The organism is Niallia alba (genome assembly GCF_012933555.1).
In the GTDB taxonomy this organism is placed as follows: domain Bacteria; phylum Bacillota; class Bacilli; order Bacillales; family Cytobacillaceae; genus Niallia; species Niallia alba.
Window position 1 is genome coordinate 543,976 of the sequence record NZ_JABBPK010000001.1, and the last position, 15,622, is coordinate 559,597.

At 36.0% G+C, this 15,622-nt stretch carries 15 protein-coding genes; 8 read left to right on the plus strand and 7 right to left on the minus strand.

Features of this window, described 5'->3' with window-relative positions:
• Positions 1-10: 10 nt before the first annotated feature.
• Positions 11-832, plus strand: a complete 822-nt coding sequence (locus tag HHU08_RS02825) for a PHP domain-containing protein (RefSeq protein ID WP_016204008.1) — start codon at positions 11-13, stop codon at positions 830-832.
• A gap of 417 nt (positions 833-1,249) precedes the next feature.
• Here HHU08_RS02825 and splB read toward each other — a convergent pair whose 3' ends face one another.
• Together splB and HHU08_RS02835 are read right to left on the minus strand one after the other, a co-directional pair.
• Positions 1,250-2,278: a spore photoproduct lyase gene (splB, locus tag HHU08_RS02830; protein ID WP_016204007.1), complete on the minus strand. Its 1,029-nt coding sequence runs from the start codon at positions 2,276-2,278 to the stop codon at positions 1,250-1,252.
• Entirely contained in the window at positions 2,275-2,538 is a 264-nt protein-coding gene (locus tag HHU08_RS02835; RefSeq protein WP_016204006.1) for a transcriptional regulator SplA, read from the minus strand. Before HHU08_RS02835 ends, splB begins: the two co-directional genes overlap by 4 nt.
• Before the next feature lie 169 nt (positions 2,539-2,707).
• Between HHU08_RS02835 and HHU08_RS02840 the strand changes: the two genes are divergently transcribed.
• Together HHU08_RS02840 and HHU08_RS02845 are read left to right on the plus strand one after the other, a co-directional pair.
• Positions 2,708-3,067 carry a carboxymuconolactone decarboxylase family protein gene (locus tag HHU08_RS02840; protein WP_169187757.1) on the plus strand — a complete coding sequence of 120 codons (360 nt, stop codon included), beginning with the start codon at positions 2,708-2,710 and terminating at the stop codon, positions 3,065-3,067.
• A gap of 40 nt (positions 3,068-3,107) precedes the next feature.
• Positions 3,108-3,536 carry a pyridoxamine 5'-phosphate oxidase family protein gene (locus tag HHU08_RS02845; protein ID WP_169187758.1) on the plus strand — a complete coding sequence of 143 codons (429 nt, stop codon included), beginning with the start codon at positions 3,108-3,110 and terminating at the stop codon, positions 3,534-3,536.
• Between the two features lie 26 nt (positions 3,537-3,562).
• On the opposite strand, the gene uvsE (HHU08_RS02850) is transcribed toward HHU08_RS02845, so the two are convergent.
• The 3 genes from uvsE (HHU08_RS02850) to HHU08_RS02860 all read right to left on the minus strand — a co-directional run bounded on the left by uvsE (HHU08_RS02850) (position 3,563) and on the right by HHU08_RS02860 (position 7,308).
• Positions 3,563-4,528, minus strand: a complete 966-nt coding sequence (uvsE, locus tag HHU08_RS02850; RefSeq protein ID WP_169187759.1) for a UV DNA damage repair endonuclease UvsE — start codon at positions 4,526-4,528, stop codon at positions 3,563-3,565.
• Between the two features lie 41 nt (positions 4,529-4,569).
• A complete protein-coding gene (gene uvsE / locus HHU08_RS02855; RefSeq protein ID WP_016204001.1) occupies positions 4,570-5,523 on the minus strand; it encodes a UV DNA damage repair endonuclease UvsE in 954 nt (317 codons plus the stop codon).
• A 138-nt stretch (positions 5,524-5,661) separates the two neighbouring features.
• A complete protein-coding gene (locus tag HHU08_RS02860; RefSeq protein WP_016204000.1) occupies positions 5,662-7,308 on the minus strand; it encodes an ABC transporter substrate-binding protein in 1,647 nt (548 codons plus the stop codon).
• Between the two features lie 97 nt (positions 7,309-7,405).
• On the opposite strand from HHU08_RS02860, the gene HHU08_RS02865 reads away from it, so the two are divergent.
• On the plus strand, positions 7,406-8,662 hold the full coding sequence (locus HHU08_RS02865; protein ID WP_016203999.1) for an MDR family MFS transporter: 1,257 nt from the start codon (positions 7,406-7,408) through the stop codon (positions 8,660-8,662).
• Between the two features lie 359 nt (positions 8,663-9,021).
• Here the strand turns inward: HHU08_RS02865 and HHU08_RS02870 are convergent, their stop codons facing one another.
• Positions 9,022-10,206 (minus strand): DUF4317 domain-containing protein, encoded by a 1,185-nt coding sequence (locus HHU08_RS02870; RefSeq protein WP_016203998.1) that lies wholly within the window; start codon positions 10,204-10,206, stop codon positions 9,022-9,024.
• A 210-nt stretch (positions 10,207-10,416) separates the two neighbouring features.
• Here HHU08_RS02870 and HHU08_RS02875 point away from each other — a divergent pair, with 210 nt between their 5' ends.
• Positions 10,417-11,061, plus strand: coding sequence for an SDR family oxidoreductase (locus HHU08_RS02875; protein WP_016203997.1), 645 nt, complete (start codon positions 10,417-10,419; stop codon positions 11,059-11,061).
• Positions 11,062-11,707: 646 nt separating this feature from the next.
• Here HHU08_RS02875 and HHU08_RS02885 read toward each other — a convergent pair.
• The gene (locus tag HHU08_RS02885; protein WP_016203996.1) at positions 11,708-11,950 is read right to left on the minus strand and encodes a DUF2812 domain-containing protein; all 243 of its coding nucleotides are present in this window, start codon (positions 11,948-11,950) and stop codon (positions 11,708-11,710) included.
• A 326-nt stretch (positions 11,951-12,276) separates the two neighbouring features.
• Here HHU08_RS02885 and HHU08_RS02890 point away from each other — a divergent pair, with 326 nt between their 5' ends.
• The 3 genes from HHU08_RS02890 to HHU08_RS02900 all read left to right on the plus strand — a co-directional run bounded on the left by HHU08_RS02890 (position 12,277) and on the right by HHU08_RS02900 (position 15,347).
• Positions 12,277-12,963 (plus strand): GntR family transcriptional regulator, encoded by a 687-nt coding sequence (locus HHU08_RS02890; RefSeq protein WP_016203995.1) that lies wholly within the window; start codon positions 12,277-12,279, stop codon positions 12,961-12,963.
• Between the two features lie 54 nt (positions 12,964-13,017).
• Positions 13,018-14,097, plus strand: coding sequence for a mannonate dehydratase (gene uxuA, locus HHU08_RS02895; protein ID WP_169187760.1), 1,080 nt, complete (start codon positions 13,018-13,020; stop codon positions 14,095-14,097).
• Between the two features lie 134 nt (positions 14,098-14,231).
• Positions 14,232-15,347 (plus strand): IS4 family transposase, encoded by a 1,116-nt coding sequence (locus HHU08_RS02900; protein WP_016201461.1) that lies wholly within the window; start codon positions 14,232-14,234, stop codon positions 15,345-15,347.
• The last annotated feature ends 275 nt before the right edge of the window (positions 15,348-15,622 follow it).

Sequence of the window (15,622 nt, forward strand, 5' to 3'; positions counted from 1 at the left end):
GGGGAAAAGAATGATTGATTTGCATATTCACTCTGAATATTCTGATGGTAGTTGGTCTCCCAGAGAAATAGTAGAAGATAGCATGAAAAAGGGACTAAAAATTATTTCGATTACAGATCATGATGTGTTGGCAGGATATGAAGAAGCTGTAGCCTATTGCGAAAGTGATTTGAAAATTATTTCAGGTATTGAACTTAATACGGATGGCCCATTAGGAGAATTGCATATTTTAGGTTACCGATTTGACCCCCAGCATCCAAAATTAAGAGAACATATCTCTTGGAGAGTAGAGGATCGTATACAATGGGGGAAAAGAATTGCAGCCAAATTGAATATACTTGGGTTTAACATTTCTTTTAACAATTGCCTTGACCGTGTAGGGAAAGGTGTACTTGTTCGCACACATATTGCAGATGAACTAGTTGCAGCAGGTTATTTTCAAAGTAGTAAACAGGCATATGAAGAATTATTGAAAAAGGGAAAGCCAGGCTTTGAAGAAAGAGGTAGCTTTTCGGCAGAGGATGCGATTAAGCTAATCCATGAAGCTGGTGGTCTAGCGTTTCTAGCTCATCCTGGAATTTATAAGCAGGATGTTAATCTGAAGCAGCTAATCGTTTCAGGCTTGGACGGTATTGAAGTATATCACTCCAAACATTCCGAGGAGGAACAAAACGATTGGTGCAGAATAGCAAAAGATTATAATCTCTTTATTTCTGGAGGAAGTGATTTTCATGGACCACAATCTCGAAATCCTTTTCCGATTGGAAGTGTGGAGATGGCATACACTCAAGAATTAGCATGGTGTAATGAATTTGCAGTGTTAAAACCTTGATGGAAACAAGAAATAGAAAAGAGAAAAAGAGGATGGGACATAACTAAATAGATACTCTGTAAAGACGAACAATTTCTAATATAGCTAGTAAATAGCGGCTGCTTTCGCATACTTTTTACAAGAGGAAATATAATTAGTTGGAAAAACAGAGCAGCCGGAATACACGAAGACTCCTATGGGATTAGCGAGACAGTCTGAGACCCTGCAGGCCACAGGCCGAAGCGGCTCAGCGCGAGCCCCATGGAAAGCGAAGTGTATTCCGGCTGCGGGGAATCGCACCAAACTTCATGGAAACATCCTTTGAAAAACAAATAAAAGCCCGAACAATTATACGGAACATTCATTAGCATCTTCGTATAATTGTTCGGAATTATCCTTGGCTGGAATACTTATGTCCCAGCCTCTTTTCTTTTTTGTTCACGTGAAATATTCTAGTTTAGCATCAGGAAAGAATTTTTTCATATAGGAATGAAGATGATCTTTAATATCTTCTTCTTCCTCTTTTTGATAAATATATTTTCCAATCCCATATTTTCCCCATTTATACCTTCGTTTTTCTTCATCCAGCTCTAATTTTGTCATCGGATAATTTTTTTGAATGACTCTTTTGGCTGGCTTAGTAAAACGGTGCTGGATAAACTCGAATGTTAAATCTTTTTTTGCTTCGGCAGGCAATTCAGCGTCTAGTCGTTCGAACATATGAAAGTATCCTTCTTCCCAGCCTTCATGAAGATAAATTGGTGCCACAATAAATCCAAGGGGATATCCAGCTCTTGCGACTTTTCCAGCAGCCTCTATTCTCTTTTCCAAAGGAGAAGTCCCGGGCTCGAAGTTTTTGATGACGTAATCTGCATTGACACTAAAGCGAAAGCGGGTTTTTCCATTGTGCTTCGCATCAAGTAGGTGATCAACATGATGAAATTTTGTGACAAATCGTAGTTTGCCGTACTCTGATTCCCCGAAGTGTTCAATGGCACGTTTAAGCGTATGGGTTAAATGATCGATTCCAACGATATCAGATGTACAGGATGCTTCGAAACGTGTAAATTCTGGAGCACGTTCTTTCATATAGTTATCGGCAGCTTCTAAAATTTCCTCGACATTTACATAGGTGCGGATGTATGGCTTGCTTCCCATTGTAGTTTGCAAATAGCAATAATGACAATGTCCCATACAGCCGGTAGCAAAAGGTATGGCATATTCGGCAGAGGGCTTAGATGTATCAAATTTGAGTGTTTTGCGAATGCCGACAACAAGCGTTGACTTTGCCACTCGGTAACGTTGAAAATCATTGTCGCCAGGAAGATTTCTAACTTGATTATGGGAAGTGGTATAGCGAATCTCTATATCCATCTTCTTGAATTTCTCCAGCAGTTCTTTCCCTAATGGATACTCTAATGCTTCCGGTTCAAAATAGACAAGCTTTGGAGTGAAGGGTTTAATCATTCCAATCTCCCTTCTGAAACATCTCCATAGTAATAATAGTAGGCTTCTTGAGCTTCTGCTTCTGTAGCATATACAGCAACTTCGTTTGAGAGAGGGTAGTAATTTTCGTATAGAAATAAAGATAATTCATTAGAATCGTCTGGATTTTTTACAACAGCGGCTGCTTGGATATTCGCTACATCTTGGGTATGCGGGTTTCGGTAAAAAACATAGACGATGTCTCCAGCTTGATAGGCATGATTTTCATTATACAGTTCCATTCACTCACTTTCTACATTGAATATAATGCCATTTTTCCCTTCCCAATCACCAGTTATGTATCACTTTTTATGGAAGTTATGGGAAATGAATAAGGGATAATTAATTCGTTTGAAGTTTACTTATAATAAGTTTGATGTACAGCTTAATCAAAAAAAGGAGTGTTTGGAAATGAAAGCTAGCAATTCAATAGAATCTACCTTGTTGTCGTTTAAAAAGGGAATAGGTGATTTTACACAAAAAATGCCTGAGTTTGCAAGTAGATATAATGCTTTTACAGAAGCCTGCTTTGAAGAAGGTGCATTAACTCAAAGGCAAAAGCAATTAATTGCTTTAGGAATTAGCCTTCATGCTCAGGATGAGTATTGTATTATCTATCATACAAAGGGCTGCTTAGATCAAGGGTGTTCCGAACAGGAAATTCTAGAAGCAGTAGGCGTAACTGCTGCATTTGGCGGGAGAGCGACCATGAGCCAAGGAGTTACCCTTGTACAAGAATGCATTCAGGAATTGAATCGTTTAGAACATTAATAGCTGAAAAATAACAGTAATTATAGGAGCAAAACAGAATATGGCAAATCAAAATTTAAAGAAACAAGTTATTAACATTATTTCAGGTCATCGAACAGGAGTATTTTCATCTGTGGAAAATAATAAACCCCATTCCCGGTATATGACATTCTACCATGAAGATTTAACTTTGTACTCGCCCACTCAAATGGATACAGAAAAGATGGATGAGATAGAAAAAAAACCTCATGTTTCTGTATTGTTAGGCTATGAAGAAAAGGGACAAAGCGATTCTTATGTTGAAATAGCTGGAACTTGCTCTATTAATAATTCTGAAACATTAAAAAAGCAGTTTTGGAACGAGTCATTTCAACAATGGTTTGAAGGCCCAATGGATCCAAATTATGTGTTCCTTCAAGTGCAGCCTGACGTTATTCGAATTTTAAATAGGAATGGCGAACCTGCACAAGAGTTAACACTAGGCAATTAATGAATTATTTTAGGCTCTTCTTTCCTTTACTTAAGACGGAAAGAAGAGCCATCAATCATTTCTACATCGTTTCTAATGCTCACTTCTTCTATTAACTTAAAAAGGGCCTCATCCTTCTTTTTAGCTTCTATCATGCAATCGATAACAGGAATGCTTCCTTTTATTAGGTTTAGGAAATTGAAAAACATATCTATATCAATATAATCGGCATGATGACGGAAGTGCTTTTCATCCTTGGGACTGGAAATATGCATTTTAATTGGTAATGGAGATGTACTCCATGTTTGAAGAATACGACTCCAGTTATCTTCCCAATTGGGATTATGATGATGGGCGAGATGATGATGATAATCAAACACAAGTGGAATCCCTAGTTTCTCGCATAAGTAAAGAGTATCTTCCAATGTGAAAGAGGTATCATCATTTTCAAGCATGATCATGTCTTGAATAGAGTTTGGGACTAGCATCCAATTATCAATAAATCTTTCTAATGATTTTTCGGTATCCTTATAATTCCCTCCCACATGCATAACACAACGATGAGTTGTATCAATCCCCATTCCCTTTAATAATAAATAGTGTAATCTTAAAGTTTTAATTGAGTTTTTCCATATATGTTTTTGATTGGAATTAAGGAGAACGAAGTGATCAGGATGAAAATCAAGCCTAATCTGATGCTTTCTGGCAAATTCACCTATTTCTTTTAAAGGCTCATTTAAAGGTTTCATATAATCCCAATCTAGCAGCTCTTCGTGATTGGCTAATGGAATTAGCCTGGAGGTAAGGCGGTAAAAATGGATATCGGAAGCAGCAGTATGTTTTAGGAGCCGAAGCGTATTATGGAGATTTTGCAAGGCGATCCGTTCCAGCTTACGAAGGCCTGCATCCCGGTCATCTATTTTTTGAAACTGTTTAAATGTCATCGTCTTTGAAGGAGATGCATTTTTTACTATCATGCTCATTGCGACATATCCAAGTCGAACAATCGTCATCCATTACACCTCCTCGTTCGTATTAAAATGTAGAGAAACACTTACCATTCTATTGTTCCACCAGAAACCCTCTTTACTCCTCTAATAGAGGCAATGTCCTCGATAAGCTTAAACATAGCCAGATTTTTTTGTTTTGCTTCTATCATAACGTCGAAATCTTGATTAAGATTTTTAGCCATTTTTAAAAAGGGAAGTACAAAATCAAATGAGACAAAGTCAGCATGAGAACGGAAGGCCAGAGTGGATTTCGGGGAGGAAATATGAACTTTAGGAACCATTCTACGATTTTTCCACGTTTTAAAAATGCGCTCCAAATAAAGAGCTAAGTCAATATCTTCTTTATTGGCCATATGGTGATGATAATCAAGAATCATGGGAATGTTTTCCTGCTCACAGGTTATCAGTGTTTCTCTCACATTATATGTTTTATCATCATTTTCAAGGGTCATCTGGTTCTTAATTGCCAAAGGAAGTTGCTGGATGTTTTGCTGGAATCTCTGCAAAGAAGTATCTTTATCACCATAGGCTCCGCCAATATGAATATTAATAAGACTGGTATCAAGGGCGTCCATAGCTTCTAGCATTTTATAATGGAAGGTCATATCTTTTATTGCATTTATGGTTACTTCTTCCCTAGGGCTAGTAAAAAGCGTAAATTGGTTGGGGTGAAAGCTAACCCGCAGCTTAAATTGTTTAACTAATTGGCCAAGTTCTCTCCACTGTTCTTGAAAAGGAGTTATGAAATCCCAGTCTACATCTGGATGCGTTGCTAAGGGCACTAACGAACTGGATAAGCGGTACAATGGAATTTCATTGGCAGCATTATAGTAGAGAATTCTTTTTGTATTTTTTAAATTTTGAGCTGTAACAGCTAGTAACTTTTCTGTGGCTTCCTGTTTAGGGAGTGCTGAATATCGAAAGAAGGTTAAAGCCTTTGAAGGACTTGCATCCCATAATCCTAGTGCATTAGCCACATAGCCAAAGCGAATCTTCATCTGTTTAGTTCCTTTCCATAGAGTCCAGTAGTTTCTCTTTTTATATTGCCTTATCTCCTGGAACTCTATGTGCTGTTTTTGCTTAGTTAATAAAACGATGCATAAAAAAATCCTGAGAATGTCTCTTTCCTATACCACTCATTCCTTCGGACGAACCCACACTTTTGAAAAATCTACATAGCCAAAATGGCTAATTTTAATATTGCTTATATCGGTTGAAAATGGAATATACCGCTTTTGATAATAAAGGGGAATCATAATCGATTGATTAATCAATTCTTTTTCGATTTCTAGATTTAAAGCTGTCCATTGTTCAAATGGTGTTTCCTTATATTTACCCATTAAGTTTGTAAGTGTTTCATTATTTGCTATCATTTGGGAAAGTGGGGAAAACCCATTCATTAAAAAGTGGTAAAATGAAAAATCTTGATTGAATTCAAAAACTTCTCCATGTACGAAAAGATCTACGTTTAATGTCTCAGGATGCTTTGTTAATATATCAGCAAAGGAAAACCATTGGATATCTGTAGGGATATTTTCTTTTGCGAATATTTCTGCAAGCCATTGTGTAGTATTAGCAGTATGTCTGGCACCTCTTATCACAATTGGTTTAGAAAATACTGGCCGTTCTACTTCAGAAATAGTCAGCTGTTGATTTTGGCCGACTATTATACTCTTATCATTCGGTATTAGTCTTGGACTTAGGTTACCAATAGTATGACGGTTTTTAGCGATAATCCAATGAAGGTAATCTCTTACTTTCTTCTGTCTAATAGCAAAATCTCTACAGGAGTTCATTACGATAATACCAAACCCCGAGTCGCTTTCTACTTCGAAGGAGGAAGAGGTATTCTCCTCCATAGGAGAATGATAGATTCCTTTAAAATCCTCAGGCACTTGAATGAATTCTACTACATCAATTAATGGTCTTTCTCGAAAATGATCTTGAAAAGCAGTTAAAGTTGTCTGCTTATCACTGTTTTGTTGCAGGATGAAGTAACCAGTGCCCAATAGTTTTTCATTCGTCTCTCTATAGATGCTTGCACACATCATACTAAGCATAGGAAGGATATAGCTGCATCCATTGGGATGGAGAATATCGAGTATAAGTGGAGACTTTACTTCAATTCTTTCGACAGGTGTCCATAAATCTTTGTAATAAGCATGTGCCCGAAGCTTGTCAAGACATTCGGCCACATCATTTGCTGTCAGAACAGAACCGTCATGAAATTTAATGTCTTTTTTTAGATAGAGTCTTAATTTAGAAGGGGTGCTATCCCAACTATGGGCAATTTCAGGTAATACTTTCCCATCTTCTGTATGAGTGACAAGCCGATTAAACACATTTGCCACTAAATGCGCACTGAAGACATCTCCAGCCTCAAGCGGATGGACGGAATGGAAAGGATATCTTTTTGGTACGATTAATTTATCATTTGACTCTTGGACAAAGCCAAGTTTTGTGTGAAATTTATTCATTAATCTCATTTTACTGTTTGTGGACCAATCATACATTAAGTATTTGCTTGTTTGTTCTACTGGTTCCAGATCAAATCGCTTTAAAACTTCTTCCTCGTAAGAAGTTTCTACCTCTTTTTTCCATAACAAAGTTGAGATGTTTCCGCGTCCTCGTCCGGGTGTAAATGATAGCCAGCCTTCCTCCATCCATTTTTTTAAATAACGTGTTGTTTGTTTCGAGCTCAATTGCAAGGTTTCAGAAATTTCCTCCATTCGAATACTGCCAGAAGGATAATATCTCCAAAGTGTAAGTAATTTGTTATCCATTCTTTTTCCTCCTAAAAGGGGACATTGTTTTGTTAATTGTCTATTTTTAGAATTATTCGTCTAGTTTAATATACAGTAATAACAAGGGGGAGACAACATGAAATGGAAGGAATTACCGCGAAATATCAAAGTTAGGATGATTACCTCTTTCTTTAATCGGGCGGTATCATCAGCAGTTATGCCATTTATGGCTTTATTCTTTGCACAGGAATTAAACAAAATTTGGGCGGGCTTATTTTTGATCACTACTGTGGTTATCGGATTTTTGATCAATTTAGTTGGAGGATATATTTCTGATCGCTTTCCGAGAAAAAAGGTTTTAATGATAACATCCTGGCTGAATGCATTCTTCTTTTTAATCATGACGATCAGTCTATTTCCGACCAATAAAATAATTGTATTGTTTGCTTTGGCATACGTTGGATTTATTATCACAAGCAGTCTAGGGCGACCAGCAATGCATGCGATTATTATTGATTCCACAACACCAGAAAATCGAAAAGCTATTTATGCGCTCGATTACTGGCTGATTAATTTATCGATGGCTATTGGGGCAGCACTTGGAGGACTTTTATATTTGAATCATCAGAAAGAATTATTCATCATGCTGACTTGCACATCTACATTGATTCCAATTGCCTACGGGGTTTGGCTGCAGGACAAGTTCACAGATCAGTTACAGAAAAAGCACAAGAATGTCTTGGTTGACTTAATCAGCAATTATAAAGTGGCATTTAAAGATACAGCCTTTGTAAAAGTGGTTACAGGCTCCACCTTTATTTTTGCAGCTGAATTTTCATTAAATAGTTATATTGGGATTCGCCTTGCTGAAACTTTTGAAGCAGTTCGGATTGGGAGTTTTGAAATTGTTGGGGTACGAATGCTAAGTATATTAAATATAGAAAATATGCTGCTCGTAGTCTGCTTTACTTTCATTATTAATCGGTTCACAGATAAGATGAATAAAAAGAATGCTTTAATAACAGGTCTTATTATATATGGAATTGGATATGTGACTGTTACTTCGGCGAATACGTGGTATATGCTCGTTTTATTTAATTTGATAGCAACGATGGGCGAATTAATTTATTCACCGATTCGAAATGCAGAGCAGGCAAATATGATTCCAAGCGATAAACGTGGATCATACTCTGCTTTTTCCAACCTATCATTTAGTGGAGCAGATTTAATTGCAAGAGCTAGTATTATTATCGGGGCATTCTTAATTCCAACAATGATGTCTGTCTACATTGGCTTCATTGTAATGATGGGGACTATTCTTATTTATACAGGATTATTCGCGAAAACCATAAAAGTAAACAACTTAGTCAATAAAGGCGTTAGTGGCGACTAGAGCAGTAAGTTAGATTTATCGAGGGTGGGACAAAACAAAATAAATAATGGATAAAGACGAACAATCTCTAATTTAGTGGTGAATCCAAATCGTTCCAGTATTTTTTTCAAAAGAAACTAAATGGAGCAGACTGAATACACGTAGACTCCTATGGGAGCTGCGAGAAAGTCCAAGACCCCGCAGGAACGAGGAGGCTTGGCGCTCGCCCCATGGAAAGCGAAGTGTATTCAGGCTGCGGGTGATTACCACAATCCTTCGTTCTTAAAATAAATAAAAAACCCAAACAATTATACGAATTTTTTTATTGTTCGGGGGTTAGATTTGGTTGAAATATTTATGTCCCACTCTCTCTTTGAATTTTAGTCTTCTTCTGGACTTCCGCCGAAGGCTTCGGGAATCATTGTAAATCCTTCGATTACGGTGTCTTCTTCGACTTCAATCATCAAGTAGCGTTTGCCGCTAAATTCGATTTGCTTCACATATCTTAAGTCAGGAGGGCTGATGGCAATGTTAGCAATCTTGGTGCTGATCTTAATCGATTTTGATGTGAATTTTGGCAAGATATTACTTGCTTTTAATTCATATTTATCATCATCAATAATTTTTTTGAAAGCAAACTCGACTTTTTCTGGACTAATGTCCTCTACTCCGCTCATCTTTAAGACTTGTTCCACGTCTTTGGAGTCTAATTTTGGAACCTCTTCTTCTTCATTTTCGACAATCATTCGGTTAATTTCCTCGTATACATTCGAAAGAGTAGAAGTGCTCAATTGATCTCCAGTCACATCTTTAATGATTTCCTCAAACACAATTTTATCATCTTGAGCAGTCATCATTTCCTCGCCGTTGAGAACTTCCTCGATAAATTGGTAATCTGGCTCATGGATTTTGCCGGCAGCATAGAGAATATGGTTAACATCTGCTGCATTATCTGTGAAGCTAGGGAAAAGAAATCCGCCCATTGGCGCATTAAGATTTATAATGGGATCAACAACAATATTGTATTTAAACTCTTTCTCTACATAGTCAAAAAGTAATTCTTTCTTAGGCTCTTGTGTATTATTGATGCTGCATAAAATGAAAGGATGGGAGAAAACCGTATCTCGTTCGCTTTCTTCGGATTCTTCACTGCGCCGTTTCTTCGGCTTTAAATATTCTCCGCGAATGAATGTGATGACAATGTCTTTTTCATATTGTCTGCTATTAAGCAACTTGTCCACAATCTGAAGCATTTGCTCTTTCCAATCCTCTACTTCTGAGCTAAGTAATCCTTTATGTAGGATAAGTTGGCTATTATTTTCTGCCTCTCTATGAAACCTTAATTCAAACAGCTTTTCATCCAAATTACCGGCAAGTAATTTCTTGAAGTTATGTAAAAATAACTCTTGTTGATCTTGATCAAGCATGCCAAAGGGCTGACTTTGATAATGGAATATATCACTTGATTCTTTCATGACATAAACATTAAACATATCTGTTATTCTAAGTAGATCATTATTCATTTTGAATTGTTTTCGGATGTTTGCGATATCTTTTTTATTCATTTTAAGTTACACTCCTAAGTTACTTTGAAAGTAAATGATGGATGTTTGATTAGCCTTAGAGCTCTGTGTTCACACTCATTTTAGTCATTTATCCATTCTATCATATTTGGTTTCCCTATTATAAGAATCAACATGTTCTTTTGTATTATTTGAAAAAGAAACAATTGGATGAAATAATAGTAGAAAATGGATTAGAAAGGAGTCAGTGCTGTGAAAGTATTAGTTGTTGGAGCAAACGGGCAAATAGGTAAACAGCTTGTGACATTATTACACGAAAGTAATGAGTTTTCTGTTAGAGCATTGGTAAGAACGTCAGATCAGCAGAAAGCTTTTGACAAAGTCGGAATAGAAACTGCATTAGGTAATTTGGAAGAAACGGTGGAACAGCTAGAGTCTGCAGTGAAAGGTTGTGATGCCGTCGTATTCACAGCAGGTTCAGGTGGGAAAACGGGATATGATAAAACATTATTGATTGATCTTGATGGTGCTGTGAAAATGATGGAGGCAACAAAGAATGCAGGGGTAGAACGGTTTGTAATGGTTAGTGCGTTGCAGGCGCATCGTCGAGAAAACTGGAATGAACAAATTAAGCCATATTATGTAGCAAAACACTATGCTGATCGCATTCTTATGGAAAGTGGATTAACCTATACCATTATTCGTCCGGGCAGATTAACAAATGATGCTGGTACTGGTTTGGTTGCAGCTGCTGAGAATCTAGAAAAAGGAGTGATCCCAAGAGAAGATGTAGCAGCGACAATAATGGCTTCTATAAAAGAAAAAAATGTGTTTAATAAATTATTTGATTTAGTCTCTGGTGAAACGGAAATGGAGAAAGCGGTGAAGAATTTATAAAGAGTAATTAGTGAAGCAGCGTTCTATGCAGCTTGTGGGTTTGGCTGATAAATCGGAAGCTTGGCTGAAAAGAGTGAAGTTTTGGCTGATAAATCGGAAGTTTGGCTGAAAAGAGTGAGTTTTTGGCTGATAAATCGGAAGCTTGGCTGAAAAGAGTGAAGTTTTGGCTGATAAATCGGAAGTTTGGCTGAAAAGAGTGAGTTTTTGGCTGATAAATCAGAAGTTTCGCTGAAAAGCATTAATTTGGCATTGGAAACCTGCCAGTTTTAGCTGGAAAACCAAAAGTTAGCTCGGAGTACTCATACCCAAAAGGCCAACAAAGGCAGGTAAAATAGACGCAATAACATATAAAATAGGTTATTTCTAATTAAAGCGGTAATTTCTTGTTCCTTTTTAGAATATAAATTTTTTTAGTAAGAGGAAATCCAATAATATGGAAGAGAATTCCTATGACAATTAAACCAGTATTTAATAGGATATTAAATACTGGTTTGTCTCTTAGAAAAATGTCTTGGAGGCCGGAATAAAGAAAAATTATTGCTAGAATATACCAGATAAAGTTAATTCTTTGATAATGTTCCATTTGGGAATCAATATCTGAATATATAACGAACTTTCCTAAGGCAGTATCTTTTCGAAAATAGTGCTATCTGTTGGCTGATGCGATATGTTCCACATTTAATGCTAGATTATTATTTTTTGGCGTACTCTTTTTTAGAAATGCGATTCTGTAAATAAAATTACCAGGTGTGCAGTCTTCAAATAAATAAAATCCTTTGGAAATTTCTTTAAGCGCATACTCTTTTTTACACATTTTATTTAACCACGCTTCTTCTTTTTCAATATTAATAAAGGAATTTTTATAAATACTTCTTTTCACTTTTTTCATCGTATTGGTTTCACGCTCTCCTCTTCTGTATTAGCATTTCATTCCTCCTTAAAAGCATCAATAATTATTAAGTATTCCCATAATAATTCATTAATTCTAATAAAAGTGTAAATAAATTGCAAAAGCTGTTAATGCAATTGTCACATTTTAGTACTATTTTTGAATTGTATTCCAAAAGAAATGAAGTTATAATGTACTCATAACTACCATATTAGTATATTAATATGTTTTAAGGGGGGAGATTTTTAAAATCAATGAAAATGAATGACATTTAATCCTCCCTTTTTATATACTAAACAAATATAAAAAGGAGAAGAGGATCTATCATGTCAAATAATAGTGCGAAAGTATTTGCTTATAACCAATTGAAAGAAGAGATTTTAAAATTAAAGCTTATACCTGGTACAAAGATTAGTGAAAAAATTATGTCGGATTTATTACAAGTTAGTAGAACACCTATAAGAGAAGCCTTTTTAAAATTAGCACAAGAGGAATTATTAACAATCGTTCCACAAAGTGGTACGTTTGTCTCTCTAATTAACCTAAGTCTTGCTGAAGAAGCACGCTTTGTCCGAGAGATAATTGAAACCAATATCATCGGTTTATGCTGTGAGAACATGACAGATGAAATTGCCTTTAAGCTAGAAATGAACTTAAAGATGCAAGAAATGCTGGCTAGCAATGAAGTGGGAAAACAAGAAAAAGAAAAATTTTTAGATTTAGATGAAGGTTTTCATAAGGAACTTTTTATTTGCTGTGGAAAAGAGCGCACTTGGAGAATGATTCAAGATATGGCGGGGCATTTAAATCGGTTTAGATTACTAAGACTAAAAGATATAAAGGATTTAGATTGGGAGATATTAATCAGTCATCATAAAGAAATTTACGAAGCAATTTTAGATAAGAACAGAACAAAGGCTGAACAATTAATGTCTGAGCATATGAGATTGATGCTTTCCGAAAAAGGAGTTTTACTGCAAGAATTCCCTGAATATTTTTATCCGCAACAATAGATAACCAGTTTTTTCGAGAGACAGCAAGATTCGAAAAGAGGAGGAAAATGAAATATGCAAATGACATTTCGGTGGTATGGGGAAGGCAATGACACAATTACTTTAAAACAAATACGCCAAATTCCAGGAGTCAAAGGGATTGTCTGGGCACTACATGATGTGCCTGCAGGAGAAGTATGGCCTGTAGAGCGTATTGCAGAAGTAGTAAACCAAGTAAAAGAATACGGATTAAATACCGAAGTTGTTGAAAGCGTTAATATTCATGAAGATATAAAATTAGGATTGGATTCAAGACAGCCATATATAGAAGCATATAAAGAAACGTTAAAGAATCTTAGTCAATTCGGCGTGAAAGTAGTATGTTATAACTTTATGCCTGTCTTTGATTGGCTGCGTACAGATTTATTTAAAGAAACAGAAGATGGCAGTACTGCATTGTATTTCGATGCTCAGAAAGTACTTTCTCTTACACCTGAGCAAGTAGTCAAAAACATGGAAGAAAATACAAAAGATTTAACGCTGCCTGGATGGGAACCAGAGCGACTAAAAGATTTAAAGCGTTTATTTACTTTATATAAAGATGTATCAGAAGTAGCTTTGTTAGATAATTTGGTATATTTCTTAGAAGAAATTACTCCAGTTGCAGAACAATGTGGAATTAAAATGGCTATCCATCCAGATGATCCACCATTTTCGATTTTTGGTTTACCGCGTATTGTAAAAAATAAAGAAGATATTCAACGGATTTTAAGTAGTGTAGACAGCCCAGCTAATGGTTTAACCTTCTGTTCTGGCTCACTAGGGGCAAATCCAAGTAATGATTTAGTTGATATTGTGAAAACATTCACTAATAGAATTCCCTTTGCTCATATCAGAAACGTAAAACACTTCGAAGATGGTAGTTTTATAGAAACTTCTCATCGTGTGGAGGATGGGTCTGTACCTATAACAGAAATCGTTAATGGTTTATATGAAAACGATTTCGGTGGTTATATTCGACCAGATCATGGAAGACATATTTGGGATGAGGTATGTAGACCGGGTTATGGCTTATATGACCGTGCATTAGGTGTAATGTACTTATTAGGAGCATGGGATACAAATAAAATTTTAACAAAAGAAGTCCTGCACTAGTGTTGCATTAATTTATTTTCACTATTAAAAATACTCAAAATGTTCAATTTTATTATTTTATGCAAAGAAAAAGTCCTTTATAATGGATAAGTCAGGTGGTAACCCGTCCAAATCCACTAAAAAAGGACCAACTCATGGACAAGATTACACGAAAAACTTCATTTGGACAATGGTTTTCACCAATAAATCTTCAACTTTTTGAAGAAACCGTGAAAACGTTGAAATTAGATTACTATACGAAAAAACTAAAAACAGACTCATTTCTAAAATTACTCCTTTTTGCACAGCTACAAGAAGTCGAAAGTTTGCATGAGCTAAGCGATTGTCTTTTCGACGACCAACTACAAAAAGGCATTGATCTTGATTCAATCAGTATTTCTCAGCTCTCACGCCGATTAAACGGTATAAATCCAGATTTATTTCAAAGGCTTTTCCTTGATTTAGTCGCACAAATTCATGCAAAAACACATTATACAAAGCTTATTATGCCGTTAAAAATCATTGATTCAAGCACATTGCCACTTAATTTGACCAATCATAAATGGGCAAAGTTCCGCAAAACAAAAGCGGGTGTCAAGTTGCATTTGAGACTTGTGTTTATGGAAAAAGGGAGTTCCTATCCTGAAAAGGCTGTTTTAACAACGGCAAAAGAACATGATCGTGGTCAGCTTGAAATCATGGTTGATGATAAAGAATGCATGTATGTGTTTGACCGTGGCTACCTAGATTACGAGCGCTTTGACCGAATGACAGATGATGGTTACTTTTTTCTTTCAAGGCTACGGAAAAACGCAGTCATACGGGAAGTTTATAATTTTAAACTACCCGAGAATTCAGCTGTTTTGTCAGATCAAATGGTGTTGATTGGTACGACTCAAAACCGTGCTGAAAATTACTTTCGTCTTCTAAAAGTGATGGATTCAAAAGGAAATGAACTGCATTTAATTACCAATCGTTTTGATTTGAGTGCCGAAGAAATTTCAGAGATGTACAAATCACGGTGGGCAATTGAGTTGTTCTTTAAATGGATCAAACAGCATCTCAGCATCAAAAAGTTCTACGGTCAAAGTGAATGGGCGATTCAAAACCAAGTGTTTATCGCACTGATTGTTTTTTGCCTACATGTTCTCGTACAACTTGAAACAAGAAGTAAGCGAAAAACCTTACAAATTAGCCGTTATTTAAGGGCTGCATTGTGGAAACCAGCCCATATCTGGCTTCGAAAGATTGAAGGGAAAGCCATCCCTTAATAAGCAAATTGTTGTTGTCGCACAAGTCTAATTGTAAAAAAAAACCAAATAGATGGAGCCACCTTTGAATAGGTATTTACCTTTTTGGCTCTAAACAAGGAGGATAATCAGACTGAAAATTGCGACAATATTTATGCAACACTAGTGATTTTGAAGGAAAATAAAAAAGGGATAATCTTTAACAAAACCACTCTTCAGCTATTAAGAAGAGTTACCCCAAAAAGGCTTTAAATAATTATCGATTTACTTGAGAATTATAATGCTTGCCCATTTAT

Coding starts and splice junctions, on each gene's coding strand:
- HHU08_RS02835 (WP_016204006.1), bottom strand. CDS start 2,538: ATGGAACTGTATAATGAAAATCATGCCTATCAAGCTGGAGACATCGTC.
- splB (WP_016204007.1), bottom strand. CDS start 2,278: ATGATTAAACCCTTCACTCCAAAGCTTGTCTATTTTGAACCGGAAGCA.
- HHU08_RS02870 (WP_016203998.1), bottom strand. CDS start 10,206: ATGAATAAAAAAGATATCGCAAACATCCGAAAACAATTCAAAATGAAT.
- HHU08_RS02890 (WP_016203995.1), top strand. CDS start 12,277: ATGTCAAATAATAGTGCGAAAGTATTTGCTTATAACCAATTGAAAGAA.
- HHU08_RS02840 (WP_169187757.1), top strand. CDS start 2,708: ATGAAAGCTAGCAATTCAATAGAATCTACCTTGTTGTCGTTTAAAAAG.
- HHU08_RS02860 (WP_016204000.1), bottom strand. CDS start 7,308: ATGGATAACAAATTACTTACACTTTGGAGATATTATCCTTCTGGCAGT.
- HHU08_RS02845 (WP_169187758.1), top strand. CDS start 3,108: ATGGCAAATCAAAATTTAAAGAAACAAGTTATTAACATTATTTCAGGT.
- HHU08_RS02825 (WP_016204008.1), top strand. CDS start 11: ATGATTGATTTGCATATTCACTCTGAATATTCTGATGGTAGTTGGTCT.
- uvsE (WP_169187759.1), bottom strand. CDS start 4,528: ATGACGATTGTTCGACTTGGATATGTCGCAATGAGCATGATAGTAAAA.
- HHU08_RS02900 (WP_016201461.1), top strand. CDS start 14,232: ATGGACAAGATTACACGAAAAACTTCATTTGGACAATGGTTTTCACCA.
- uvsE (WP_016204001.1), bottom strand. CDS start 5,523: ATGAAGATTCGCTTTGGCTATGTGGCTAATGCACTAGGATTATGGGAT.
- uxuA (WP_169187760.1), top strand. CDS start 13,018: ATGCAAATGACATTTCGGTGGTATGGGGAAGGCAATGACACAATTACT.
- HHU08_RS02865 (WP_016203999.1), top strand. CDS start 7,406: ATGAAATGGAAGGAATTACCGCGAAATATCAAAGTTAGGATGATTACC.
- HHU08_RS02885 (WP_016203996.1), bottom strand. CDS start 11,950: ATGAAAAAAGTGAAAAGAAGTATTTATAAAAATTCCTTTATTAATATT.